Annotated in this window: 20 protein-coding genes and 1 pseudogene; 6 read left to right on the top strand and 15 right to left on the bottom strand. The window is 63.5% G+C overall.

What is annotated here, in order from left to right:
• Positions 1–144: 144 nt before the first annotated feature.
• Positions 145–522 (top strand): RidA family protein, encoded by a 378-nt coding sequence (locus tag AC25M7_RS15990; RefSeq protein WP_062359526.1) that lies wholly within the window; start codon positions 145–147, stop codon positions 520–522.
• A 135-nt stretch (positions 523–657) separates the two neighbouring features.
• Here the strand turns inward: AC25M7_RS15990 and mcpA are convergent, their stop codons facing one another.
• Positions 658–2,544 (bottom strand): methyl-accepting chemotaxis protein McpA, encoded by a 1,887-nt coding sequence (gene mcpA / locus AC25M7_RS15985; RefSeq protein WP_028692685.1) that lies wholly within the window; start codon positions 2,542–2,544, stop codon positions 658–660.
• A 150-nt stretch (positions 2,545–2,694) separates the two neighbouring features.
• Positions 2,695–3,573 carry a LysR family transcriptional regulator gene (locus AC25M7_RS15980; RefSeq protein ID WP_486971252.1) on the bottom strand — a complete coding sequence of 293 codons (879 nt, stop codon included), beginning with the start codon at positions 3,571–3,573 and terminating at the stop codon, positions 2,695–2,697.
• A gap of 100 nt (positions 3,574–3,673) precedes the next feature.
• Between AC25M7_RS15980 and AC25M7_RS15975 the strand changes: the two genes are divergently transcribed.
• Positions 3,674–4,102 (top strand): PACE efflux transporter, encoded by a 429-nt coding sequence (locus AC25M7_RS15975; RefSeq protein WP_069016195.1) that lies wholly within the window; start codon positions 3,674–3,676, stop codon positions 4,100–4,102.
• Between the two features lie 29 nt (positions 4,103–4,131).
• Here the strand turns inward: AC25M7_RS15975 and AC25M7_RS15970 are convergent, their stop codons facing one another.
• Together AC25M7_RS15970 and AC25M7_RS15965 are read right to left on the bottom strand one after the other, a co-directional pair.
• A complete protein-coding gene (locus AC25M7_RS15970) occupies positions 4,132–5,109 on the bottom strand; it encodes a hypothetical protein (RefSeq protein WP_486971283.1) in 978 nt (325 codons plus the stop codon).
• Positions 5,110–5,287: 178 nt separating this feature from the next.
• Positions 5,288–5,731: a GNAT family N-acetyltransferase gene (locus tag AC25M7_RS15965; RefSeq protein WP_232853421.1), complete on the bottom strand. Its 444-nt coding sequence runs from the start codon at positions 5,729–5,731 to the stop codon at positions 5,288–5,290.
• Positions 5,732–5,830: 99 nt separating this feature from the next.
• Between AC25M7_RS15965 and AC25M7_RS15960 the strand changes: the two genes are divergently transcribed.
• Entirely contained in the window at positions 5,831–6,496 is a 666-nt protein-coding gene (locus AC25M7_RS15960; protein ID WP_307942084.1) for an isochorismatase family protein, read from the top strand.
• Here the strand turns inward: AC25M7_RS15960 and AC25M7_RS15955 are convergent.
• The 4 genes from AC25M7_RS15955 to AC25M7_RS15940 form a co-directional block, all read right to left on the bottom strand.
• On the bottom strand, positions 6,393–7,082 hold the full coding sequence (locus AC25M7_RS15955; RefSeq protein ID WP_062359518.1) for a GntR family transcriptional regulator: 690 nt from the start codon (positions 7,080–7,082) through the stop codon (positions 6,393–6,395). The two genes, AC25M7_RS15960 and AC25M7_RS15955, sit on opposite strands and share 104 nt — an antisense overlap.
• A 19-nt stretch (positions 7,083–7,101) precedes the next feature.
• Positions 7,102–7,803: a FadR/GntR family transcriptional regulator gene (locus AC25M7_RS15950; protein WP_028692678.1), complete on the bottom strand. Its 702-nt coding sequence runs from the start codon at positions 7,801–7,803 to the stop codon at positions 7,102–7,104.
• A 70-nt stretch (positions 7,804–7,873) separates the two neighbouring features.
• Positions 7,874–9,184 carry a C4-dicarboxylate transporter DctA gene (locus tag AC25M7_RS15945; protein ID WP_028692677.1) on the bottom strand — a complete coding sequence of 437 codons (1,311 nt, stop codon included), beginning with the start codon at positions 9,182–9,184 and terminating at the stop codon, positions 7,874–7,876.
• A gap of 209 nt (positions 9,185–9,393) precedes the next feature.
• On the bottom strand, positions 9,394–9,708 hold the full coding sequence (locus tag AC25M7_RS15940) for a helix-turn-helix domain-containing protein (RefSeq protein WP_028692676.1): 315 nt from the start codon (positions 9,706–9,708) through the stop codon (positions 9,394–9,396).
• Positions 9,709–9,951: 243 nt separating this feature from the next.
• On the opposite strand from AC25M7_RS15940, the pseudogene AC25M7_RS15935 reads away from it, so the two are divergent.
• The 3 genes and pseudogenes from AC25M7_RS15935 to AC25M7_RS15925 all read left to right on the top strand — a co-directional run.
• Positions 9,952–10,266: pseudogene (locus tag AC25M7_RS15935) on the top strand (PAS domain-containing protein); the annotation flags it as partial.
• Positions 10,267–10,440: 174 nt separating this feature from the next.
• Positions 10,441–11,550, top strand: a complete 1,110-nt coding sequence (locus tag AC25M7_RS15930) for a methyl-accepting chemotaxis protein (protein ID WP_371877803.1) — start codon at positions 10,441–10,443, stop codon at positions 11,548–11,550.
• Positions 11,551–11,562: 12 nt separating this feature from the next.
• The gene (locus tag AC25M7_RS15925) at positions 11,563–13,245 is read left to right on the top strand and encodes a putative bifunctional diguanylate cyclase/phosphodiesterase (protein WP_486971251.1); all 1,683 of its coding nucleotides are present in this window, start codon (positions 11,563–11,565) and stop codon (positions 13,243–13,245) included.
• Between the two features lie 85 nt (positions 13,246–13,330).
• Here AC25M7_RS15925 and rdrB read toward each other — a convergent pair whose 3' ends face one another.
• The 7 genes from rdrB to AC25M7_RS15890 all read right to left on the bottom strand — a co-directional run bounded on the left by rdrB (position 13,331) and on the right by AC25M7_RS15890 (position 22,322).
• On the bottom strand, positions 13,331–16,012 hold the full coding sequence (rdrB, locus tag AC25M7_RS15920) for an antiviral RADAR system adenosine deaminase RdrB (RefSeq protein WP_062359513.1): 2,682 nt from the start codon (positions 16,010–16,012) through the stop codon (positions 13,331–13,333).
• Position 16,013: 1 nt separating this feature from the next.
• On the bottom strand, positions 16,014–18,617 hold the full coding sequence (rdrA, locus tag AC25M7_RS15915; RefSeq protein ID WP_486971250.1) for an antiviral RADAR system adenosine triphosphatase RdrA: 2,604 nt from the start codon (positions 18,615–18,617) through the stop codon (positions 16,014–16,016).
• A gap of 114 nt (positions 18,618–18,731) precedes the next feature.
• Positions 18,732–19,223 carry an Lrp/AsnC family transcriptional regulator gene (locus AC25M7_RS15910; protein WP_028692673.1) on the bottom strand — a complete coding sequence of 164 codons (492 nt, stop codon included), beginning with the start codon at positions 19,221–19,223 and terminating at the stop codon, positions 18,732–18,734.
• Positions 19,224–19,236: 13 nt separating this feature from the next.
• Positions 19,237–20,049, bottom strand: coding sequence for an ABC transporter ATP-binding protein (locus tag AC25M7_RS15905; protein WP_230962600.1), 813 nt, complete (start codon positions 20,047–20,049; stop codon positions 19,237–19,239).
• Positions 20,050–20,053: 4 nt separating this feature from the next.
• Positions 20,054–20,767: an ABC transporter permease gene (locus tag AC25M7_RS15900; protein WP_028692671.1), complete on the bottom strand. Its 714-nt coding sequence runs from the start codon at positions 20,765–20,767 to the stop codon at positions 20,054–20,056.
• Positions 20,764–21,471: an ABC transporter permease gene (locus AC25M7_RS15895; protein WP_028692670.1), complete on the bottom strand. Its 708-nt coding sequence runs from the start codon at positions 21,469–21,471 to the stop codon at positions 20,764–20,766. Before AC25M7_RS15895 ends, AC25M7_RS15900 begins: the two co-directional genes overlap by 4 nt.
• Before the next feature lie 68 nt (positions 21,472–21,539).
• A complete protein-coding gene (locus AC25M7_RS15890) occupies positions 21,540–22,322 on the bottom strand; it encodes an ABC transporter substrate-binding protein (protein WP_028692669.1) in 783 nt (260 codons plus the stop codon).
• Positions 22,323–22,705 lie beyond the last annotated feature (383 nt).

The raw sequence follows: 22,705 nt of genomic DNA, 5'->3' as shown, positions 1-22,705 counted from the left end.
AGATTTTTTTATAGCCAAATAGACTTGTTCGTTATTAGGTTATAACCGCTGGCCTGTTCAAGATGTGCGACGGGCGTGCTGCAATCTCGATGAGTTCGCGCGCTGTCCCCGGCACGTTCCAACCAACCCTGAAAGGAGTGTTCCATGAGCAATGACATCCAGCGTTTTCCCAGCAGCCTGCCGTTTCCATTTTCACGTGCGGTGAAGGCTGGAGGGTTCCTGTTCCTCTCCGGGCAGATTCCGATGAATGCGGCCGGCGAGGTGGTCAAGGGCGATATTCAGGAACAGACCCGCGCGGCCTGCGAGCGGATCGGCGAGAGCCTGGCGGCCTGCGGGGCGCGCTTCGACCAGGTGGTGAAGTGCACCGTATGGCTGTCGGACATGAGTCATTTCGCGGGTTTCAACGAGGTGTACAAGACGTTCTTCGGCGCGGCGTTGCCGGTGCGCTCCACGGTGGCCTCGGCGTTGGCCCTGGGCGTGGATGTGGAGATCGAGGTGCAGGCCTTCGTCGGGCAGGAATGACAGCGGCACCGTCCTAGGCGGTCAGGACGATGGGCTGATGCGGCGGGGCAGGGGAGATTGAGGTGGCCTGAGCGGCCGGCTCGCCGACAAGCCGGCTCCTGCAGTAGGAGCCGGCTTGTCGGCGAAGAGCACGCCTTAGATACGGAAGCTGCCGACCAGTTGCTTCAGGCGTCCGGCCTGCTGGCTCAGGGCGTCGCAGTGGCGCAGGGTTTCGTTGAGGTTCTCCACCCCTTGCTGGTTCAGCGCGTTGATCTGGGTGATGTCCAGGTTCAGGCTCTCGACCACGGCGGTCTGCTCTTCGGTGGCGGTGGCCACCGACTGGTTCATGCCGTCGATCTCGCCGATGCGCTGGGTGACGCTGGCCAGGCGCTCACCGGCCTCGTTGGCCACCTGCACGGTCTCTTCGCTGGAGACCTGACTGGTGTTCATGGTGTGCACCGCCTCGCGCGAGCCGACCTGCAGGCTGGTGATCATGCGGTGGATCTCTTCGGCCGACTCCTGGGTGCGGTGGGCCAGGTTGCGCACTTCGTCGGCGACCACGGCGAAGCCTCGGCCGGCCTCACCGGCACGGGCGGCCTCGATGGCGGCGTTGAGCGCCAGCAGGTTGGTCTGCTGGGAGATGCCCTTGATCACGTCGAGGATCTTGCCGATCTCGTCGGTGCTGGCGTTGAGGGTCTCGATCTGCTCGCAGGACTCGCTGATGCGCTCGGACAGGGCGGTCATGGCGCTGATGGCCTCTTCGACCACCTGGCGGCCACCGTTGGCCTGTTCGCTGGCGCCACTGGCGTGTTGCGAGGCATCGGCGGCGTTGCGGGCGATTTCCTGGGTGGCGGCGCCCAGTTCGTTGATGGCGGCAGCGACGCTGTTGGTGCGCATGCTCTGCTCTTCGGAGCCGGTGAGCGAGGCGTTGGAGGCGACCACGACCTTTTCCGACAGGTCATGCACCAGGCGGGTGGCCGAGGACACTTCGCTGATCGAGGCGTGGATACGCTCGACGAAACGGTTGAACGAGATGGCCAGCTCGCCGAACTCGTCCTTCTGCTCGACAGTCAGGCGGCGGGTCAGATCGCCTTCGCCTTCGGCGATGTCCTGCATGGCGCGGCCCATGGTGGTCAGCGGGCGCATCAGCACCGGGATCAGCAGGCCGAGCAGGCCGGCGATGACCGCCACGGCGATGAGCATGGCGATGATGGCCGAGGTGCGGAACTGGCTCAGCGGGGCGTAGGCTTTTTCCTTGTCGATGGACAGGCCGATGTACCACTGCGCCGACGGCAGGCCGTCGACCGGGGCGAAGGAGATGATGCGCTCCTTGCCGTCGAGGCTCACTTCCTGGATGCCGGTTTCCACGCGCAGCGGCGAGCCCGGGTAGATGTCCTTGAGGTTCTTCATCACCCGGTCCTTGTCCGGGCTGACGATCACCTGGCCATTGCGGTCGACCAGGAAGGCGTGGCCGATGCCGCCGAAGTCGACGGCGTTGATGATGTCGACCAGGGTGTTCAGGCTCAGGTCACCGCCGACCACACCGATCAGCTCGCCGCTACCCTTGGCCTTGACCGGCATGGCGATGGTCACCACCAGGCCACCTACCGCCGCCATGTAGGGTGGGGTCAGCATGGTCTGGTTGGCGGCCACGGCCTGGGTGTACCAGGGGCGCTGACGCGGGTCGTAGCCATCGGGCATCTTGGCGTCGGGGCGCTGGGTGAACAGGCCGGTGTTCTGGCCGAAATAGGTGAACTGGAAGTTGCTGGTGTACGACGGCTGGTCGACCAGGCCCGGCACGTTGCTGCCGGCACCCTGCTGGGCGATGTCCTGGGCCAGGTTCTCCAGTACCAGAATGCGGCCGCTCATCCAGTTCTGCACGCTGCTGGCGGTCTGCGCGCCGGCCTGGCGCACCGAGGACTCGATGTTCTGGCGGATGGTGTTGCGTTGCAGGTAGTCGTTGTAGAGGGTGAACAGCGCGAAGGCCAGTACGACGACGGCGCAGGCACTGAGCAGGATCTTGTGGCGGAATTTCAGGTTCATGTTTCGAGACCTTGAGCCAGTGAAAGGAGGGCGCCGCGTGCTTGTGGCACGGATGGCGGAGCCTGTTGCAACGCTATCGGCCGAGTCTGAAAAATGTTGAAAGACTAAATGTCGCAATGCTTGGCGCAATTGCCCTAACAGGGTGACAAATCATTTCGAAGCCAACAGGCTCACCAACATCCTGGCCGCCTGGCCGAGGGGTTGCTGCTTGAGCCAGAAGGCATTCACCGGCAGTTGCAGTTCGTTGCGGGTGTTGTGGAATTCCAGGCGCACCAGGCGCCCGGCGTCGATCAGCGGTGCGACCCGTGACAGGGGCAAATCACCCCAGCCCAGCCCCGCCTCGACCATCTGCACGGCAAGGTCCAGGCTGTCGGTGCGCCAGTGCGAGGTGCCGATCAGCGAGCGCGGGTCGGACAGTGGCAGGTCGCGGCTGCGTACCAGGATCTGTCGCAGGTTTACCAGGTCTTCAAGGTGACGGATGCGCCCTTCACGCAGGGCGGGGTGCTGCGGCGACAGCGTGGCCACCAGCGATTCGATGGCGATGTGCTGGAAGCTGCGCCGCGGATCCACCTGCAATCCGGCGAAGGCCAGGCACAGGCCGGCGCGGCCACTGTCGAGCAACTGCAGGGCCTCTTCCTGGGGCGCGGCGAGCAGTTCGATGTCCAGCAGCGGATAGCGCTCGCCAAGGCGAGTAATGGCTTCGAGCAACGGGCGCTGGTCGATGTCCGGGACCACGGCGATGGCCAGGCTGCTTTCGAGCCCACGCGACAGCTCCAGCGCGTGCACCTCCAGCAGCCCGAGCTGTTCGGCAATCAGTCGGGCATGGGGTTCCAGGGCCTGGGCCTGCGCGGTCGGGCGCGCCTCGCGCGAGCCGCGTTCGAACAACGGGTAACCAATCTCCGCCTCGAGGTTGCCGATAGCCATGCTCACCGCCGAAGGCACGCGGCCGAGGGCCCGCGCGGCGGCGGAAAACGAGCCGCGGTCGAGCACGGCAAGGAACAGCAGGATGGTATCGCTGGAAAAGTTCATGGCAGTCTCCTTTCAGCAAATCTGAAGGCTACTTACTTTTCCTGTCAAATTGATTGATTCATCCTGCGCGCCTTCGTCATACCCGCAGCAAGGTAACTTCGTGCAAGGACTCAAACGCAAACTGGTCTACGTGACCTTCTATGAACTGATTGGCCTGTGCATGTCGACCCTGGGCCTGGCCTACCTGTCCGACACCCAGGCTTCGCACACCGGGCCCCTGGCGGTGATGATCACCACCATCGCCATGCTCTGGAACCTCATCTACAACACCTTGTTCGAGCGCTGGGAGAGCCGCCAGGCCAAGCGCGGCCGCAGCCTGGGCCGACGGGTGGCGCATGCCATCGGCTTCCAGCTGACCCTGGTGGTGTACTTGATCCCGCTGATCGCCTGGTGGCTGGACATGACGCTGCTTGAGGCGTTGCTGGTGGACCTGGCGTTCATCATCCTGGTGCCGTGCTACACGTTCCTCTACAACTGGGCGTTCGACCGGATTTTTGGCTTGCCGACCTCGGCAATGGCGACGGCCTGAGCCTTTTGCAGGCGCGCGTCGACTTCGCTTCAGGGGGATCGGTAGCCGAGCAAACTGTCCTCCACCTGCCCCGACAGGTAGTACACCCCGGCCATGGCCCCGCTCTGGCGGTTCTCCATCAGCTCCTGCCATTCCTGGTTCAGCGCCACATTGAGGATCACCCGCAGTTGCTCGACCATCTGCGGCTGTTCGCGGTCATGGGTGATGATGCCGTAGCCAGTTGCCGCCACCGAGATCAACGCCCCCGCCGCCTTGCCCACCGCCGCCGCGATCGCGCTGGCGGCGCCGCGCGGGGCCAGGGTGGCGCCGAGTTTCTCGCTGGCTTGGTTGGCCACCGACGACAGCCCTGCCTCGGTCTGCCCAGGGGCCTTGGCGGCCTGCTGGTGCAGGTGCTGGCGCAGGGATTGCCAGGCCGGTTGCTGGTCCAGCGATTTAGCCCGCAGCAACTGGTAGAGCGAGGCGTTGCGTGCGTCCGGTGGCCCCAGGGCGATGATCGGGATGCGATTCAGGCGCTGGCTGAACTGCTCGGGCGGCGCGTTGTAGCGCTGGATGATCGCCGCCAACTGCTGGCCGAGCAGTTGCAGGTACAACTCGCTGGCGCGGTCGCGGATGCCCTCGGGGTTGATCTGCTCGGCCACCGGGTCGATCACCCGTTCGCGGTATTGCGCTTGTAGGTACAGGCCCAGGCGCTTCTCTGGCGGCTCGTTGCCGTTGCCGCTGTTCATCGTGTACCAGGCCACCTTGAGCGTGAGCCATTGCTGGGTCCAGTAGCCGGTGAACCAGGGGATGAAATCGTTCTCGGTACGCTGCTGTACCTGCTCCTTCCACACACGCATGGAGCGCCGGGCGTAGTCGTTGGCCGAGTCCGCTGCGGCGACCGAAGCTTCGATGATGTCCTGGTCGATGCGTTGCCAGGCGGCGGGGGGCAGATTCTGCGGGGGTGGCGGGGCCGGGGGACGTTTGCCTGCGCAGCCGGCGAGGGCCAGCAGGAGGCAGAGCGCAAACATCACGAGGATTGATTTCACGCGGATTGCCCCCTTGGCGAGAGGCTGGGTGATTACCCGAAGTATAGGTTTGTCTTGGCCAAGCCCGCTTCCACAGGGACCGCCACGCAGTACCTGTGGGAGCGGGCTTGCACCGCGATGGGCCGCAGAGCGGCCCCCTTTGCAGGCGTGAATGACATGCTCACCCCTCCAGCTTCAAGTGCAGCAATGGGTACGGATCGCCCTGACCATCCACCTCGGAGCGGCCGACCTGAACGAACCCCTGTTTCAGGTAGAACCCCACCGCCTGCGGGTTCTGTTCATTGACGTCCACCTCACGCACGCCCAGCTCCTCGACCACGCTGGTCAGCAGCGCCTTGCCGATGCCCTGGCCGCGGCAGGCGGGGTCGACGAAGAGCATTTCCAGCTTGCCGTCATGCACCCCGGCAAACCCGCGGATATGGCCTTCCTGGTCACGCCAGGCACGCAGCTCGACAAAGCCCAGGTACTGCTCACGCACCAGCGGACGCAGGCGCTCGATGTAGCCGTCGGGAAGAAAGTCATGGGTCGCCCGTACCGCGGCTTCCCACAGATCGGTCAGCCGATCGAAGTGTTCCGCGCCCGCTGTCGCGATAGTGTGCTGCATGTTGGCCTCCGGGGCACTGTGATGATTCGACGGGTATGGTACGGCGTGCCCTGGTGCTGCGCTATGCTCGACGTTTCATCCCGCGTCCTGGAACATCGCATGTCCGCTGAACCGATCCCCCGGGCCGAGGCCCTGTTGCTGGTGGACGTGCAATGCGCGTTCATGGAAGGGGCCGACGCCGTCCCCGGTCACCTCGCCCTGCAGGCGAGCATCGCCCGCCTGCTGGCGCGGGCGCGGCAGGCCGGCGTGCCGGTGATCTTCCTGCAGAACGACGGCGCGCCCGACACCCCGGACGCCCCGCACACAGCCGGCTGGCAGTTGTATTTTCCGGCGGGTCGTGGCGAGTACGTGCTGTTCAAGACCGAGGACGATGGTTTCGTCGAGACTGGCCTGCAGGCCTTGCTGCACGAATTGGGTGTCCAGTGCCTGGCCCTGTGCGGCCTGCTCTCGGAAATGTGCCTGGCCGCCACCGCCCGCGCCGCGCTGCAACGGGGCTTCGAAGTGTTGCTGGCGCACGATGCCCACGCCACGTACGACGTGCCGCCCGGCCCGGGCGGTTCACCCGGCGTGTCCGCCGCCTTGGCGGCGCGGGCGGCGGAATGGTCGTTGGGTGATGAAGTGGTGGTCCTGCCGGATGTCGAGGCGGTGGCGTTCGCCCGATTCAGCCAGTCGGATCCAGATCGAGTTTGGCCTCAAGGCGGTCCAGATGATCATGCATCAGCGCCAGCGCAGCCTCGCCGTCGCCGCTTTCCACTGCATCGATGATCGCCGCATGCTCCTGCCACGCGCAGTGCTCGCAGCATGGTGACTCATAGCGGGCGATGATCAGCGAGGTCATCGGCACCAGGCCGTTGAGGAAGCGCGCCAGTGGTGCGTTGGCGGCCATCTGCGCCAGTTTCATGTGGAACTCGCCGCCCAGGCGGATCGCCGTGCAGCGTTCGCCGCGCTCATGGTGCTGGCGCTCGCGCTCGACCAGCTGGCGCAGTTGGCGGATCTGCGCCGGTCGGGCGCGCTGGGTGGCCAGGCCGATCAAGGTGGTCTCGGCCAGGCGCCGGGCGCTGAGTACCTGGCGCGCCTGCTCGGGGTCGGGCGCGGCCAGGTGCGCGGTATGGCTGGGGCGCTGCACCACCACCTGCTGGTCGGACAGGCGCCCGAGCACCCGGCGGATCACCGTGCGGCTGACACCGAAGGCATTGCCCAGCGCCTGCTCGGGCAGGGCGCTGCCGGGCGGCAGGCGCTGTTCTAGGATGGCGTCGAACAGCCGTGGATAGATCTGCTCCGCCGACAGGCGGGTCTCGCCGGCACCGAGCAGGGCAGGCAGGCGGGGGGCGGCTGGGGCGCAGGCGGTCATGGTCGCTCTCCTTCTTTGTTCAGGTGCCTGGTTGGTCGTCCGGGATGTTCAGGGCAATGCCCATGCGCTGCCCCTCGGCGAGGATGTGCTGGCGCATTTGCTGGCTGGCCTTGGCGCTGTTGCGTTCGCGGATGGCGCGCACCACCGCTTCGTTCTCGCTCAGGCGCGCGGCCAGGTGCTCGGGCGAGTTGCGTAGCATGGCGGCGCTCTGCTTGAGGGCATTGCCGGTCTGCTGCACCACGCTCTGGAAGATCGGGTTGGTGGTCAGGGCGAACAGCGCCTCGTGGAAGGTGATGTAGGCGTTGATCCCCGCCTCGCTGTCACCGGCCTCGAGGGCTTCGCGCATGTCCATCAGGGTCAGGCGCAGCTGGCCGATGTCCTGGCTGCCGGCCGATTGCGCCACCAGCCCGGCGATGAAGGGTTCAAGGGTGTAGCGCAGCTCGAGCACGTCGGCCAGGCTGGCCTCGGCGACGGTGTCCGCCTCCTGCGCCTGGGTGACGTCGGCATCCAGCACCAGCACGCCCTTGCCGGGCATCGAGCGCACCAGGCCCAGGGTTTCCAGGACAATCACCGCCTCGCGCAGGCTTGGCCGGCTGATCCCCAGTTGTTCGGCCAGCTCGCGCTGGCCGGGCAGCATGTCGCCGCTGCGCCACTGGCCACGGGCCAGGGCCTGGCGGAGTTTCTCCACCACTGAATTGACTACGGTCGAAGAGCTGATCACGGTTCGCTCCTTGGTTGACGCGGCATCTTTGCGCTTGGCCGGCCGGCGCTGGGCGCCGGCGGCCTTGGGCTTAGAATTCCTGTTGATGGGGTTGGCCCTGCTTGCGGGTGATCGGGGCGAAGCCAGGCTTGTTGGCCAGCACGTTGTGGGCGCGTTCCAGGTCGATGTCTTTCTCCCAGCGGGCGATGGCCACGGTGGCGACGCAGTTGCCGATCAGGTTGGTCAGCGCCCGGCCGATGCCCATGAACCAGTCCACGGCCAGTACCAGCACCAGGCCCACCACCGGAATCGCCGGTACCGCGGTCAGGGTGGCGGCAAGGATCACCAGGGCCGAGCCTGGGATGCCGTGGGCACCTTTGGAAGTCACCAGCGACACCAGAAGAATGGTCAACAGGTCGGTCATCGCCAGCGGCGTGCCGGTGGCATTGGCGATGAACACGATGGCCAGGGTCAGGTAGATGGAGAAGCCATCGAGGTTGAACGAGTAGCCGGTGGGGATCACCAGGCCGACGGTGGAGCTGCCGATGCCGAGGTGTTCGAGCTTGCGCATCACTTGGGGCAGCACGGCGTCGGAGGAGGCGGTGCCGAGGACAATGGACAGCTCCTCGCGCAGGTACTTGATGAACGGCAGCAGTTTCAGGCCCGACAGGCGCATCACCGTGCCGAGGACAATCAGCACGAAACCGGCGCAGGTCAGGTAGAACAGGGCCACCAGACCGCCCAGGTGCTGCAGCGAGCTCAGGCCGTACTTGCTGGTGGTGAAGGCGATGGCGCCGAACACGCCGATCGGCGCCAGGCGCACGATCATGCCCATGATGCGGAAGATCACGTGGCTGAGCTCGTTGATCAGCCGCGAAATGCCTGAGGCCGACTCGCCCACCAGGTTCAGCGCGCTGCCAAACAGCACCGAGAACAGCAGCACCTGGAGGATGTTGTTGTCGGCGAAGGCGCCCACCACCGAGGTGGGGATCAGGTCCATGAGGAAGGAGGTGGTGTTGTGGATGTGCGCGCCGCGCTCGGCCAGGGCGCCAGCGTCGGCGCTGGACAGCTGGTCGAGGTGGATGTTGGCGCCGCTGCCGATGCCGGTGGAGAAGGCGAACACCAGGCCGATCACCAGGGCCAGGGTGGTCAGCACTTCGAAGTAGATCACCGATTTCAGGCCGATGCGCCCGACCTTTTTCAGGTCGCCGGCGCCGGAAATGCCGCTGACCACCACGCAGAACACGATCAGGCCGATGAGCATCTTGATCAGCTTGATGAAGCCGTCGCCCAGGGGTTTGAGTTGCAGGGACAGGTCGGGGAAGCTCAGGCCGCAGACAATGCCGAGGGCAAGGCCGAGCACAACCTGGAGGAAGATCGAACGCGAACACCATTTGAGCATGGGAGGAGTCTCTGGTCGGTGTCCTTGCCCCCCAAGCCACACGGAGCGAAAGAGCGCAGGACTTAATTATTGTGGTCTTACCGGTTTGTTCACTGCCGAGCCATAAAACTCCGAAATTTCCTACAATGCAAGCGATTTTGGCCTTACCGGTCTTACCAGTTGAGGTGCACTGACGCGGCTTCTGCTCTAGCGTGGTGCCGGGGGAGATTTCATGGCTTTGCCAGCACCTGATCGACGGCGGCGATCAGCTTGCCGAGGTCCTTGGGGGGGGCGTTATGGATCACGCCGAAGAGGTAGGCGCGTTGTTCTTCTTCGTCTTCGGGGTCGCTGAAGAACACTTTTGGCTTGACCCCCAGGGCATCAGCGAAGCCCACCAACGACTCGACGCTGGGGGTATAGGTGCCGGTCTCGAAGCGGCTGATGGTCTTGGGGTCGAAGCCGGTTCGCTCGCCCAGTTGCGCCTGAGTGAGGCCCGCCAGTTTGCGGTAGCGGCGCAGGGCTGGACCTAGACCTGTTCTCGTCATCGCTCAATTCCCATTTAGAATCAAGCACTTAACGATATATGTCGATATGGCGCAACGCCATGATTCGTCACCTTTATTTGCAAAATGTGATGGAATTCGTAGAATTCGCCGCTTTGATTGATCAGTCATTCAAGTCGTCGTCCAAGGCGATCCGGCCATTTGCCGGCCCGTGTGCAAGCGTTGTCGGACATTGGAACTGATCCAGGATGACCGGTTCCGGCGCACCTGGCCTCCTGTCAGGCCATGCGTCGGCCCGTATATGAATGGAGTCTCATCGTGCGTCAGAACCTGCCGGTCAATCCGGTCGAGCAAAGCTTCCCCGAGCACCAGCGGCTGATTTCGGCAACCGATACGGCCAGCCTGATCACCTACTGCAACGCCGAGTTCGCCGCCATCAGCGGCTACAGTCAGGAGGAGCTGATCGGCAGCCCGCACAACCTGGTGCGTCACCCGGACATGCCCGAGGCGGTGTTCGAGCTGATGTGGCAGTACCTCAAGGCCGGTCGCAGCTGGATGGGTATCGTCAAGAACCGCTGCAGCAACGGCAACTTCTATTGGGTCAACGCCTACGTTACGCCGATGCTCGACAACGGCCAGGTGGTCGGCTACGAGTCGGTGCGCGTGCGTCCGACCCGCGAGCAGGTGGCCCGTGCCGAAGCCCTGTACGCCCGGCTGCGTGAGGGCCAGGCGGCGCTATCGCCGACCCGGCGCCTGGCCCTGCTGGGGCGGGCCATGGCGTTGCCGCTGCTGGCGGGGGCCGTCGCCATTGGCGCCGGCCAGGTATTGCCGGACCTGCCCGCCCAAGGTCTGACCCTGGCGCTGTTCGCCGGCGTCGGCCTGTGGGCGCAAAGCCGCATGGGGCGCCACTTGCGGCGCATCGTCCAGGTTGCGGACAACACCTTCAGCGACCCGGTTGCGGCCTTGACCTATAGCGACCTGCCTGGTGCCGCCGGGCAGCTGCAGCTGATCCTGGTCAGCGAGGAGGCGCGCTTGAAGACCGCGCTCACCCGCCTGAGCGACCTCGCGGTGCAGATGGCCGGCGCCGCCCAGGATGCCGGACGGTTGTCGCGCAGTACCGAGTCGGCGCTGCTCGAACAGCGTGCCGAGACTGACCTCACCGCCACCGCCATGACCGAGATGGCCGCTTCCATTGGCGAGGTCGCCGGCCACGTGCAACTGACCGCCGAGCAGGCGCATACCGCGCACCTGCTGGCCGGTCAGGGCAGTCAGGTGGCTGACGCCACCGGCGCGGCGATCCAGAGCCTGGCCGGCACGGTCGGGCAGATCAACCAGGCGGTCAACGACCTGGCCGGTCAGACCGGTGCAATTGCCGAGGCAGCCGGAATGATCCGCGCCATTGCCGAGCAGACCAACCTGCTGGCGCTCAACGCCGCCATCGAGGCGGCGCGCGCCGGCGAGCAGGGGCGTGGCTTCGCGGTGGTCGCTGACGAGGTCCGCGCCCTGGCCGACAAGACCCGTCAGTCGACCCTGCATATCCAGTCGATCATCGACAGCCTGCGCGGCGGTGCCGAGCAGGCGGTAAGCATCGCCAGCCAGGGCCTGGAGGGCGCGCAGCAGGGTGTGGCCCAGGTTGCCTTGACCCAGGAGGCGCTGCAGGGCATCCAACACGCGGTGCAGCGTATCAGCGACATGAGCCAGCAGATGGCCGCGGCCTCGCAGGAGCAGTCCAGCGTGGCCGAGGATGTCTCGCGGCAGATCAACGGTGTGGCCGGCACGGTGCAGCAGAGCGCCCGCCGCGCCAATGCCGCAGCCGTGCGCGGCGCAGAACTGGAGCAAGTGTGCGCCGGGCTGCGCGCCCTGGTGGAGCGCTTCAACCGCTAGGTTGCGAGGGTTATGGACGACAACTACCGCGCGGCCGTCGATGCGGCCGCGATCTTTTCCGAGACCGACCTGCGCGGTTGCATCACCTACGTCAACCAGCAGTTCTGCAGCATCTCCGGCTACAGTCGCGAGGAACTGCTGGGAGCCAACCACCGCATCCTCAATTCCGGGCTGCACGAGCCGACTTTCTTCCTCGAAATGTGGCGCGCCCTGGCCGCCGGCCGGGTGTGGAAAGGCGAGATCTGCAACCGAGCCAAGGACGGTTCGCTGTACTGGGTGGACAGCACCATGGTGCCGCTGATCGACCCGCACACCGGCCGGGTGCGCAAATACGTGTCGATCCGCTTCGACGTCACCGAGAAGCGCCAGTTGCTGCACACCCTGCAGTGGCGGGTGGGGCATGACGTGCTGACCGGCCTGCCGAACCGCGCCTACCTGTCCGACCTGCTCAACCAGGCCTTGGCGTTCTCCCGGCGGGAAAGTATTCCGTTGGCGGTATGCATGCTCGACCTCGATGGCTTCAAGGCGGTCAACGACGGCTACGGCCATGCCACCGGCGACCTGCTGTTGGTGGAGGTCGCCCAACGCCTGCAGGACATCCTGCGTGGCGGTGATGCGGTGGCGCGGCTGTCGGGTGACGAGTTCGTGCTGATCTTGCGCCATATCGAAGGCCCGCAGCAGTTGCATGCCGCGTTGCAGCGTATCCTCCAGGCGCTAGCTGCGCCCTATGTGGTGCGCGAGCAGTCGCTGAGCCTGAGCGCGAGCATCGGCGTGACCCTGTTCCCGCAGGATGACGAGGATGCCGACACCCTGGTGCGCCACGCCGACCAGGCCATGTACGTGGCCAAGCAGCGCGGACGCAACCGCTACCACCTGTTCGACGTGTCCCAGGAGCTCGAGCTCAAGGCCACCCACCAGACCGTGGCGCGGGTGCGCCAGGCCCTGCGCCAGGGCGAACTGTGCCTGCACTACCAGCCCAAGGTGAACATGCGCAGCGGTCAGGTGATCGGCTTCGAGGCCTTGCTGCGCTGGATGCATCCATCCAAGGGGCCGGTGCCGCCGGGGGAGTTCCTGCCCTTCGTGGAGCAGACCGACCTGATCGTCGAGTTGGGCGAGTGGGTCATCGACCAGGCCTTGACCCAGTTGCAGCAGTGGCAACTGTCCGGGCGCGATTGGTCACTGAGCGTCAACATCGCCGCCCGCCAGCTGCAGCGCGGCGACTTTGCCCAGCGCCTTGAGCGCCTGCTGGCGCGTCATCCCGGGGTGTCGCCCGGGCATCTGGACCTGGAGATCGTCGAATCGGTGGCGATCGACAACCTGCCGCGGGTCGGACGTTGCCTGGATGCCTGTCGAGCCCTGGGCGTGCGTTTTTCGCTGGACGACTTCGGTACTGGCTATTCCTCGCTGAGCTACCTCAAGCGCCTGCCGGCGCAGACCATCAAGATCGACAAGTCCTTTGTGCGCGACATCCTTCATGACCATGACGACCTGACTCTTACTGGCGCGGTGATCGGCCTGGCGCGGGCGTTCGGGCGCGAAGTGATCGCCGAGGGCGTGGAGACTGTCGAGCACGGAAGGGTGCTGATGGGGCTGGGCTGCGAACTGGCCCAGGGTTATGGCATTGCCCGGCCGATGCCGGTGGAGGCGGTGGCGCAGTGGGTGGCGGGCTACCGGCAGCCAAAGGCGTGGCGCTGAGGGTCGGCAGGTTGCTTAACCTGTGGGAGCGGCGCACTGACGCTCCCACGCTGGTGATGCTTGCGTCTTTGGTCCCAACGCTATGTCAGCGGTCCCTGAACACCGGCCGATGGTTGCGCTGGAACTGATCGTTGGCATAGATCCGCAGTCGTTCCAGCCATTCCTCGGTTCGGGTCCTGGATATGCCCATCGCCTTGGCCGCTTCCTGGAGCAGCGCATACTCGGTGCGCAAGGTCGTCGGAATCACGCCAGGATCGTCGGTATTGATCGTGACCCGGATCGGCCCGCGTCGCAGTCCGAAGCGATTGTGTATTGCGCCGCGCTCCAGCGTGCTCTCGTCCGGAGGGTTCCAGCGGAAGATCGGGTGATCGGCGTGCTTGCCGATCCGGGCGATGTACACATTCGAGCTGGGATTGGTCTCGAAGATGATCCCACGCTGGTCGCAAGTTTCGATCAGGTGGTCCTGCAATGCCTCCATGAATTCCAGCTCTTGCGGGGTTTCGTAGTCCGGCAGCAGGCCTTGCTCGCCTGGCATCGGCGGGGTCTCGACCAGGGCGTGGCGCTGGATGCGCACATGCACCATGCGGGGCTTGTACTGGGCATGGCTGAGCAGGGTGGAACGACGCCAGTACAGCAGCGCCGCCCCCGGGTCGTCATGCTGGCCGTTGAGCTTGAGGAAGTTGACCGTGCCGAGGATCTCCCGGTCGGGCAGGGCGGCGCGCATCTTGTCATCGAGCGGTTCGTTCGGCCGGTACTGCTCCAGCATGTGGAAGCAGTTGCGGCGCAGGCGCCAGGCTTCATGCAGGGTGTGCGGGTTGATGTAGCGCCGCGACTCTTCGGGCTGGGATTGCGCCTGGCCTTTGCCGAGCTTCTGCCGAGGGTAGAACGCATTGAGGTAATGAGGGCTGGTCCAGGCGACATGGGGCACGAACTGGGCGATACGGCGTTCCAGCCGCGGCAGGATCTGATTTGCCAGCGGGACGCAGGTTGCCAGTTGCGTGGCGTGGTGCCAGAGCCACACCAGGTTGTCCAAGTGCTCATCCACCGGCAGCAGCATGTCGCCCTGGTTCTGGCACCATTGCAGCGGCGACACGCCGACCGCCAGCGCATGGCCGATGCGATCACCGTGGCGCATCTCGCAAAAGTGCACGGTCTCGTCGATATGGCGCATGCCCGACAGCGGGTGGGCATAGTCCTCGCCGGTGTGAATGCTCAGGTGCAGCCCGCCCTGGAAGCCATCGCCATGGCCGGCCGGCTGCAGGCCGGCACGCAGCCAGCGCAGCATAGGAGCGTAGAGCTCGTTGCGGGTCGTGTTCTCGTCGCCGGCGACGTCCAGCCCGCGCACCCAGGCGCTCGGCTCGAAACGGAAGTGCTCGCTGACCTTGCCATGCAGAAACTCAGGGGACGACCAACCGGAATGTTCTCTGAGCTTTCGGTGCAGTTTCTCGCCGTCGGCCCAGATCTTGCCGCGTTTGTGCAGGTGCTCTACCCGGCGCAGGAAGTGGATGCACAGGTGCCAGCGTTCCATGCGTGAGCGGAAGTGTTTGGCTTGGTGCAAGGTGACCGGCTTGAGCGGTGTGATTGGCTGTTGGCCATGGTGCTGTTCAAGGGCGCTGACCCAACTGGCCATGTGCTCGCTGGTGAAGATGCTTTCGGTGATCTTCAGTTCGGCGCAATCCTCGGGGTTCTGGAACAGTTGGCGGGCGCATGCGCGACCGTACGTCAGCAGCTGTTTCTGGGGGTTGTGCCTGGAGGCTTTGCTGAACCCTCCATAAATCGCCGTAAAGCGCGTCAACCCCTGGCCGTCCATCAACAGCTTGCGCCGTTCGGCCATCAGCGCCAGAACCAGGTAGAAGATGCCCATGCGAAGCACGGGAGGCGCTTCGGCATCCTGGTACTGAGTCCACAGCCAGATCAGTAGCCACAGCCAGGCTTTGCTCAAGTCACCCGCAGTGATGGCCTGGGCCAGCTGCAGTTTCATCCAGCTGGGGTGGCAGCGGTCATCGGTGTGCGGCTGCAGGGTGCTGAAGCCCGGCCAGCTGAGGATCAGCGGCCCGTCTGTCAGGTGCGCCTTGCCCAGGGTGCGCTGGTACAGCTTGAGAATCTTGCCTGGGTTTGCATCCAGGCGCCCCGGCCATTCGCCGAGTAGCCCGTGGCAGAGGCGATGCAGCGGTGCGAAGGCTTCCATGCCTGGCTGGTGGGTGATCTGGTTCATCAGGATGATGCCGTCGAAATGCGCACCACCCAGGTGTACGTGCCCTTCGGAAAAGGGTTTGTTGGCAATCGACGGTGGGCTGAACAACGGCTGCTGGGCCAGCACGATGCGCTGAGCATCGTTGGCCGACAGGTGCGGGTTGTGCCTGAACCGCTGCGCCAAGTGCCAGGCGACGATGATGGTCGGGTCGACCATGGCACAAAGGTGGGCGTAATCCGTCAGGCATTCGGGGCGGTAGTGGACGTGGTCGCCGTTGCACAGGAAGAGCGATTGGAACAGGGTGTCCAGAACGCTCAACTCCGATGTGCGAAACAGGTTGGTCGGGCACAGTTGCTCTGCAGCGTGTTTTAGATCATTCAGGCGAAAGCGGCCGTAGTGATGCTGGTCTAGCTGATCTCCCAGGCACAACCGATAGGGTTCGATGAACTGCCGGGTGTCGCACAGGCGTTGCGGCAGATCCCGGGACAGCAGGTCAGCTTTGAGGTGCTCGGCCAGTGTGCTGCTGCAGAGCAGGTTACCGGTGGCAAGCTCCAGCAGAGAAGGCTGGAGCATGTTAATCCGCCTTCCGGATCATGCTACGCAGCAGTTCAAAGTAACGGTTGTTATGGATGGTGCGACGCGATATTCCGTCGTCCAGACACAACCGGAATATTTTGGTTAGATCATCGGGTGCAGGTTTTATTTCGTTAAAGCTTTCTTCGATCTGACCCGTAATGTTGTAATATTTTTTGATGTGGTTAGTGACCAGCCGGCTGCTGTATATCGACTCGTCATCCATGGCCTTTTCGTCAGATTCCTGTGGCCGGTCGAGGGTAGTGATAAGGTCTTCAATCAGGGCGAGGAGGGGGTGGTCGGCGAGGCAGTAGGTATAGGCTTGTACTTCTTCACCAAATGCGCGGTCCCCCTGCTTGCGCATGAATGCTTGAATGTTTTGTTTGTAGCTTAAGCTTTGTTCGAAGTTATCACGGTCACTGACTTTAAAGCTCGTCGTAACGGGCGGGAGCCCAAAGGTGTCGCCTTTTTCGAAGCAAGCGAACGCATTCCATAGGCCGCGGTAAATTCGTCGTGCTGTAAGGAAGAGCGCAGCTGGCGTGGCGCGTGTTGGGCTTTGACCGTTTTTCACCGGTGGGTTGAAATCCCATGCGCTTGAGTACACGCTGTTCATGCAGTTGAAAATAAACCAACTGGAAAGCGGGCGATGTTCAAGTGCATGTCGCTGGCGCCAACGCTTAATGTTATTGGTAAACTGTATCAGGGTGTCGTCATAGCCGCTGTCCTGGTGAACATCGGTGGAAAGTTCTTCGGTATCGTCGTCTGCTTCCAGCAGGCTTGGGACCGAATAGAACGGCGGCCTGATAATTAGGTCATGTATGTCGTGAGGCTCAATATCTGTGACCAGGCTGGTGACAACGAGTTCGAAGAGCCTGCCGGTGAATATCATTTGCGCACTTTTGCTTTCTGTATAGAAGCTACGATGCAGCAGCAGATCCTTGATGAATTGCCCAGAAGGTGATAGCGCCACACGTTTGTAAGAGGTTGTCGCTTGTCCAGCCTCTGGAAGTGCATAGGGGTAGTATTCGTCGGACGAAACGCCGTCGAGGAGGTAAGTAGGCGATATGTTGTACCATTCGGACAGATGCTGCCTGCGAAGGGTCTCAGGGAATTGCTCGATGGTAGTGGTGGGCAATTGCATTGGATGGAAGAGCCGAGGCTTGAACAGCGACGATGCTCGAGTGTCTGCGTTATATTTTCTCAAGGCATTCAAGTGCAGGTCTGCTTCGAGAACCAAGCAGGCCGGTGTATGGGGGTTCTCATGGCGAAGGTGTGCAAGCAGTATTGTTTTTGATGCAGAGATCAGCGCTTCCTGTTCAGGGTTTGGAGCGCTTCGCTGCACATCGGTAGCTGCAAAAAAATTAGTGTATGCGTGAAGGCGGCCTGCTTCTCGCTGATGCTTTTCACTCTGTCGTTGAGCGCGCTTGAAGTCGCGAGAAAAATGTTCAAGGGCTGGGACTGCTGCACTGGGCATGAAAAGGAATCGGTGAGGAGCCCACTCAGCTTCAAGCGGTACTTCTGCGGTTTCGAGCAGCGTGTGCAGGCGGGGAATGATGCTTCTGAAGGCAAATACCAATTGCGCAAGCTCACGAACGGTACTAATCGATATTGACAGCCGTTTGTTTGGCTGGCTATTGGTTCTCTCGTTAAGCAGAGCATCTATCCATCGCCAGAACGTCGGCAGGGGAATGTAGTCTTCGTCATCCTTGCAAAGGAAAATTTTGCTGTCCGACAAATATTGCGAGGCTGTCGGCATTTTCAGGCGTAGAGGAAGTGGCATGATTTTACGCTGGTATTCTTTTGCTAGGTCCTCAGCCGTGCCGCGAGCGTCTGGGGTGTGTACGCCGTTGGTAAGCTTTTTATGGAAGTCGCGCCACGTCACGTCGAGGTAGAGTTCTAGGTCGCCGGAGATGATAGGTTGGACGTAGGGGGAGGTCAGGTAGCGTCGGACGACTTCCAGGTTTTCGAAAGCCTTGTTCAGTGAGGTGTCGACGTCATCAATCGGCAATACGAGTAGTTTTTTATTGACCAGCCCCAGTGCTCTTTTGAACAGTTCGTGAACCTGCTGGTTGATATCATGGCTACCCATGAAGGCACGTAACTTGTCCAGCCCGTATTTTTCGCGTTGAGACTGTAGGGCTTCAAGGGTTTTACCCAGAATCTGAAGTTGATGATGAAATTCTTCTGCCTTGGGAGAAGCGGTGCTCAGCGCGTTGGCCACTGCTTTGTCGCGGATGATCGCAGCCACGATGACGTTGAGAAACAAATCATCGCTTTCTTCCAGTAGTGTTGGGTCGACGGGCTGTAGCACATGTATTTCGTCCACAAGCTTTTTTTGCCCATGGCTGGCCAAAAAACTGCTGAGGTTGACCAACACCGAACTCTTGCCCGTGCCGCGCTTGCCGTCGATCAAAATAGCCCTGTGGGCGCGATGCTGATCGAGATTGTCTTCGTCGGGAAGCGCATAGAGGTTCTCTGCAAGCAGCCCGGAAAGCTTGGCATACACATCCCGCGCCAGCAACGTACTGTGGTCGCGCTGTGCCGCCTGTTCCTTCTGCTCGATGGGAAAACGAATACGCGAATCGTTGGATTGGCTGCTGGCCACGGCTGTACATCCCTGGAAATGTGGAAACGCCCCGCGGTTTTACCCGCGAGGCGTGGTCATTGGATCCAGTAATATTACTAAGCCACTATCTTGCGCCACAAGCGCTACCTTGGCTCAAGCCTGCGGCGCCGTGCTCTTCACCGCCGCCAGCTCCGGATGCGCCACCAGCTTGTCGATATGCAGCTCGTCGTTGTTCATCCAGGTCTCGGTCAGCACCCGGTAGTGCTCCATGTCGCGGCAGCGCATACGCAGGCTGTAGTCGAAGTGCCCGCTGATCAGCTGGCACTCGTAGACCTGCGGGCAGGCGCGCACGGTGGCTTCGAAGGCACGTTGCGCCGAGCGCCCGCTCTGGTTGGACAAGGCCACCAGCACCAGCAACGACAACCCGGGGGAGACCTGCTGCAGGTCGATGATTGCCCCGTAACCGCGGATCACCCCGCGCCGCTCCAGCTTGCGCACCCGTTCCAGGCAGGGCCTGGGGGTCAGGTGAACGAGGGTGGAGAGCTTCTCGTAGGTGATCCTTCCTTGGTGTCGCAGCACGTCGATGATCGCTTCGTCGATGCGATCCAGCGGTGTAGCTGCGGGGGTGATGGCCTTGTTATCCATAGGCGGCGTGACTTCACTTCAGACGATTGGAGAGGAACTGCCGCAGGCGCTCGCTCTGTGGCCGGTCGAGGATCTCGGCGCTGCCGCTTTCCTCGACCAGGCCCTGGTGCAGGAACAGCACCTGGCTCGATACCTGGCGGGCGAACCCCATTTCATGGGTGACCATGAGCATGGTACGTCCTTCCTCGGCGAGCGTCTGTATCACCTTTAGCACTTCGCCGACCAGCTCGGGGTCCAGCGCCGAGGTGGGCTCGTCGAACAGGATGATCTCCGGCTCCATGGCCAGCGCCCGGGCGATGGCCACGCGCTGTTGCTGGCCGCCGGAGAGAAACGCCGGGTACTGGTCGGCGGCGCGGGCCGGCAGGCCGACCTTGTCCAGGTACTTGCGCGCCCGCGCCTCGGCTTCGCCGGCGCTGATGCCCAGCACCTTGCGCGGCGCCAGGCAGATGTTCTCCAGCACCGTCAGGTGGCTCCACAGGTTGAAATGCTGGAACACCATGGCCAGGCGCGTGCGCAGGTTCTGCAACTGGGCCGCTGGCGGAGTGCCCTTGCTCAGGTCGAGGGTCTGGCCGTCGAGGGTGATGCTGCCGGCGTTGGGCTTTTCGAGGAAATTGATGCAGCGCAGGAAGGTGCTCTTGCCCGAGCCGCTGGCGCCGATCAGGCTGATCACGTCGCCCTTGCGCGCCTGCAGCGAGACGCCCTTGAGCACCTGGTGCTCGCCGTAGTGCTTGTGCAGGCCGTCGACGCTGAGCTTGAGGGTGCCGGCATGGGCACGTGCCTTGGGGGCCTGTTCGAAGGTGGTGAGTGGCAGTGCGGTAGCGGTCATGGGTTCAGCCTCGTGCAGGGTCAAGGAAGCGCATCCAGCGACGTTCGGCCACGCGGAACAGGCCGACCAGGGCGAAGGACAGCAGCATGTACAGCAGGGCGGCGACGCCGAAGGCCTGGAAGGTCAGGAAGGTCGCAGCGTTGGCGTCGCGGGCCACCTTGAGGATGTCGGCGACGGTGGCGGTGAAGGCCAGCGAGGTGGCGTGCAGCATCAGGATCAACTCGTTGCTGTAGGCCGGCAGCGAACGGCGCAGGGCCGCCGGCAGGACCAGGAACAGGTTGAGCCTCCAGCCGCGCAGACCGTAGGCCTGGGCCGCTTCCAATTCGCCGGCGGGCAGGTTGCGGATGGCCCCGGCGAAGATCTCCACGGTGTAGGCGCAGGTGTTGAGCACGAACGCCAGCAGGGTGCAGTTGAGCGCATTGCGGAAAAACTGGTCGAGCAGGGCATGCTCGCGCACCACTTGCAGGCCGTAGAGCCCGGTATAGCAGATCAGCAGCTGGATATAGAGCGGCGTGCCGCGGAACACGAAGGTGTACAGCTGCACCGGCAGGCGCAGGTAGGCGTGGCGTGAGGTGCGTGCCAGGGCCAGCGGCAGCGACAGGGCGAAGCCCAGCACCATGCTGGCCAGGAACAGCCAGAGGGTCATGGCCAGGCCCGACAGGCCGCTGCCATCGTGGTACAGGTAAGCAAGGCCGTATTCCTGAAGGAGTTCGATCATCGCGCCAGCTCCTTGATGCCGATGTTGTAGCGCCGCTCCAGGTGCTTGAGCAGGCGGTTGGACAAGGTGGTGATGACCAGGTACACCAGGCCCGCCAGGCACAGGAAGAACAACACGTCGTTGGTGCTCTTGCCGGCGTTCTGCGCGGCCTTGACCAGGTCGGCCAGGCCGATGATCGACACCAGCGCGGTGGACTTGAGCAGCACCAGCCAGTTGTTGCCCAGCCCCGGCAGGGCGAAGCGCATCAGTTGCGGGAACAGCACCAGCCGAAACCGCTGCGCCCGGCTCAGGCCGTAGGCCGTGGCGGCCTCCAGCTGGCCGGCGGGCACGCTGAGGATGGCGCCGCGAAAGTTCTCGGTGAAGTACGCGCCGTAGATGAAGCCCAGGGTGATGACCCCGGCGCCGAACGGATCGATCTCGACATAGTCCCAGCCCAGCGCCTCGGTCAGGTCGTTGAGCCAGATCTGCATGCTGTAGAAGATCAGCAGGATCAGCACCAGGTCAGGGACGCTGCGGATCAGCGTGGTGTAGAGGGTGGCCGGCAAGCGCAGCAGCCGGGACCGTGACAGCTTGGCGCTGGCGCCGATCAGGCCGAGCGCGAGGCTCAACGCCAGTGACAGCAAGGCCAGCTTGACGGTCATCCAGGTGCCTTGGGCCAGCAGCGGGCCGAAGCCTTGCAGGCCGCTTGTGAGGAAGTCGTGCATGAGAGGGGTCTCGCGGGGAGGCTATCGCGGGGCCGCCCCACTCCCACAGGGAGGGGCGGCCTGCCGGGTCACTCGTTGTAGATGTCCAGGTCGCCGACGTATTTCTTCTGGATCTCGGCGTAGGTGCCGTCGGCGTGGATCATGGCGATGCCCTTGTCGAGCAGGGCCTTGAGCTCGGGGTCGGTCTTGCGCAGGCCCATGGCAATATCCAGCGGCAAGGTCGGGTCCTTGATCGCCGGACCGCTCCTGAAGTCGGCGCCCTCGGGCTTGGAGAGGAAGTTCAACTGGGCTTCGAGCTTGTCGGTGACGGTGGCGTCGAGCCGGCCGTTGAGCAGGTCGGCGTAGTTTTGGTCCTGGCTCTGGTAGGCCTTGACCTGCGCGCCCAGCGGCGCCAGCACGGCGCGGGCGTAGGCCTCCTGCAGCGAGCCCTGGAGCACGCCGACCTGTTTGCCCTTGAGCGATTCGGCGCTGTCGCCGAAGTCGGCCGACTTGCGCACGATCACCGAGGTGGGGCTGAGGAACAGGCGGTTGCTGAAATCGATCTGTTTCAGCCGCGCCGGGGTCACGGCCATGGACGACATGATGGCGTCGAACTTGCGCGCGCGCAGGGCGGGGATCATGCCGTCGAATTCGTTGTGCACCCAGGTGCACTTGACCTGCAGCTTGGCGCAGATGGCATTGCCCAGGTCGATGTCGAAGCCTTGCAGGCTGCCATCGGCGGCGACGGATTCGAACGGTGGGTATTCGGGGAAGACACCGAAGCGGATCTCGGTCCACTCCTTGGCCTGGGTGAGGGTGGTGGCGCACAACGAGAACAGCAGCACGCCGAGGCGTTTTCGCATGGAGGGCATGGTCTTGGGTCCCTGGGTGTTGTTATTGGTAGTAGGGCGATTAGCGCGTGTAGGTCCGTCGGTGACTCATGGGTCGGGCTCAGAATGCGCGAGATAGACAGGTTTTTTGTGTCGTTTGCCTGCGCATGGGCTGCCGGATTCGGCTGTAAAGTTTCTTTCTGCAGCCGAATCGGCTGCTGCGACAAAGTTTTATGGAAGTGCGACAGCGGTTTCTGTCAGGCCGAGAGGCTGCCATGCTTGTCGGTCGCTGTTTACGCGGGCCCTGGAGCGGCCTTGCCGAGGCGTCGGCCCGGTCGGAAAGGGCCGCAGAGCGGCCCCGGCAATATCGGCTGCGTAGCTCAAACCCTGGGGCCGCTGCGCAGCCCTTTCCGACCGGTCCGACG

Source organism: Pseudomonas sp. P106(2024), assembly GCF_057480815.1.
This window is presented reverse-complemented; position numbering and strand designations above follow the sequence as displayed.

Bases quoted from the DNA above. Each gene is read 5' to 3' on its own strand.
- AC25M7_RS15930 (WP_371877803.1), top strand. From the start codon at position 10,441: ATGGCGTTGCCGCTGCTGGCGGGGGCCGTCGCCATTGGCGCCGGCCAG.
- AC25M7_RS15960 (WP_307942084.1), top strand. From the start codon at position 5,831: ATGTCCGCTGAACCGATCCCCCGGGCCGAGGCCCTGTTGCTGGTGGAC.
- AC25M7_RS15940 (WP_028692676.1), bottom strand. From the start codon at position 9,708: ATGACGAGAACAGGTCTAGGTCCAGCCCTGCGCCGCTACCGCAAACTG.
- AC25M7_RS15900 (WP_028692671.1), bottom strand. From the start codon at position 20,767: ATGATCGAACTCCTTCAGGAATACGGCCTTGCTTACCTGTACCACGAT.
- AC25M7_RS15955 (WP_062359518.1), bottom strand. From the start codon at position 7,082: ATGACCGCCTGCGCCCCAGCCGCCCCCCGCCTGCCTGCCCTGCTCGGT.
- AC25M7_RS15895 (WP_028692670.1), bottom strand. From the start codon at position 21,471: ATGCACGACTTCCTCACAAGCGGCCTGCAAGGCTTCGGCCCGCTGCTG.
- AC25M7_RS15925 (WP_486971251.1), top strand. From the start codon at position 11,563: ATGGACGACAACTACCGCGCGGCCGTCGATGCGGCCGCGATCTTTTCC.
- AC25M7_RS15890 (WP_028692669.1), bottom strand. From the start codon at position 22,322: ATGCCCTCCATGCGAAAACGCCTCGGCGTGCTGCTGTTCTCGTTGTGC.
- AC25M7_RS15970 (WP_486971283.1), bottom strand. From the start codon at position 5,109: ATGTTTGCGCTCTGCCTCCTGCTGGCCCTCGCCGGCTGCGCAGGCAAA.
- AC25M7_RS15990 (WP_062359526.1), top strand. From the start codon at position 145: ATGAGCAATGACATCCAGCGTTTTCCCAGCAGCCTGCCGTTTCCATTT.
- AC25M7_RS15910 (WP_028692673.1), bottom strand. From the start codon at position 19,223: ATGGATAACAAGGCCATCACCCCCGCAGCTACACCGCTGGATCGCATC.
- rdrB (WP_062359513.1), bottom strand. From the start codon at position 16,012: ATGCTCCAGCCTTCTCTGCTGGAGCTTGCCACCGGTAACCTGCTCTGC.
- AC25M7_RS15905 (WP_230962600.1), bottom strand. From the start codon at position 20,049: ATGACCGCTACCGCACTGCCACTCACCACCTTCGAACAGGCCCCCAAG.
- mcpA (WP_028692685.1), bottom strand. From the start codon at position 2,544: ATGAACCTGAAATTCCGCCACAAGATCCTGCTCAGTGCCTGCGCCGTC.
- AC25M7_RS15945 (WP_028692677.1), bottom strand. From the start codon at position 9,184: ATGCTCAAATGGTGTTCGCGTTCGATCTTCCTCCAGGTTGTGCTCGGC.
- AC25M7_RS15980 (WP_486971252.1), bottom strand. From the start codon at position 3,573: ATGAACTTTTCCAGCGATACCATCCTGCTGTTCCTTGCCGTGCTCGAC.
- AC25M7_RS15965 (WP_232853421.1), bottom strand. From the start codon at position 5,731: ATGCAGCACACTATCGCGACAGCGGGCGCGGAACACTTCGATCGGCTG.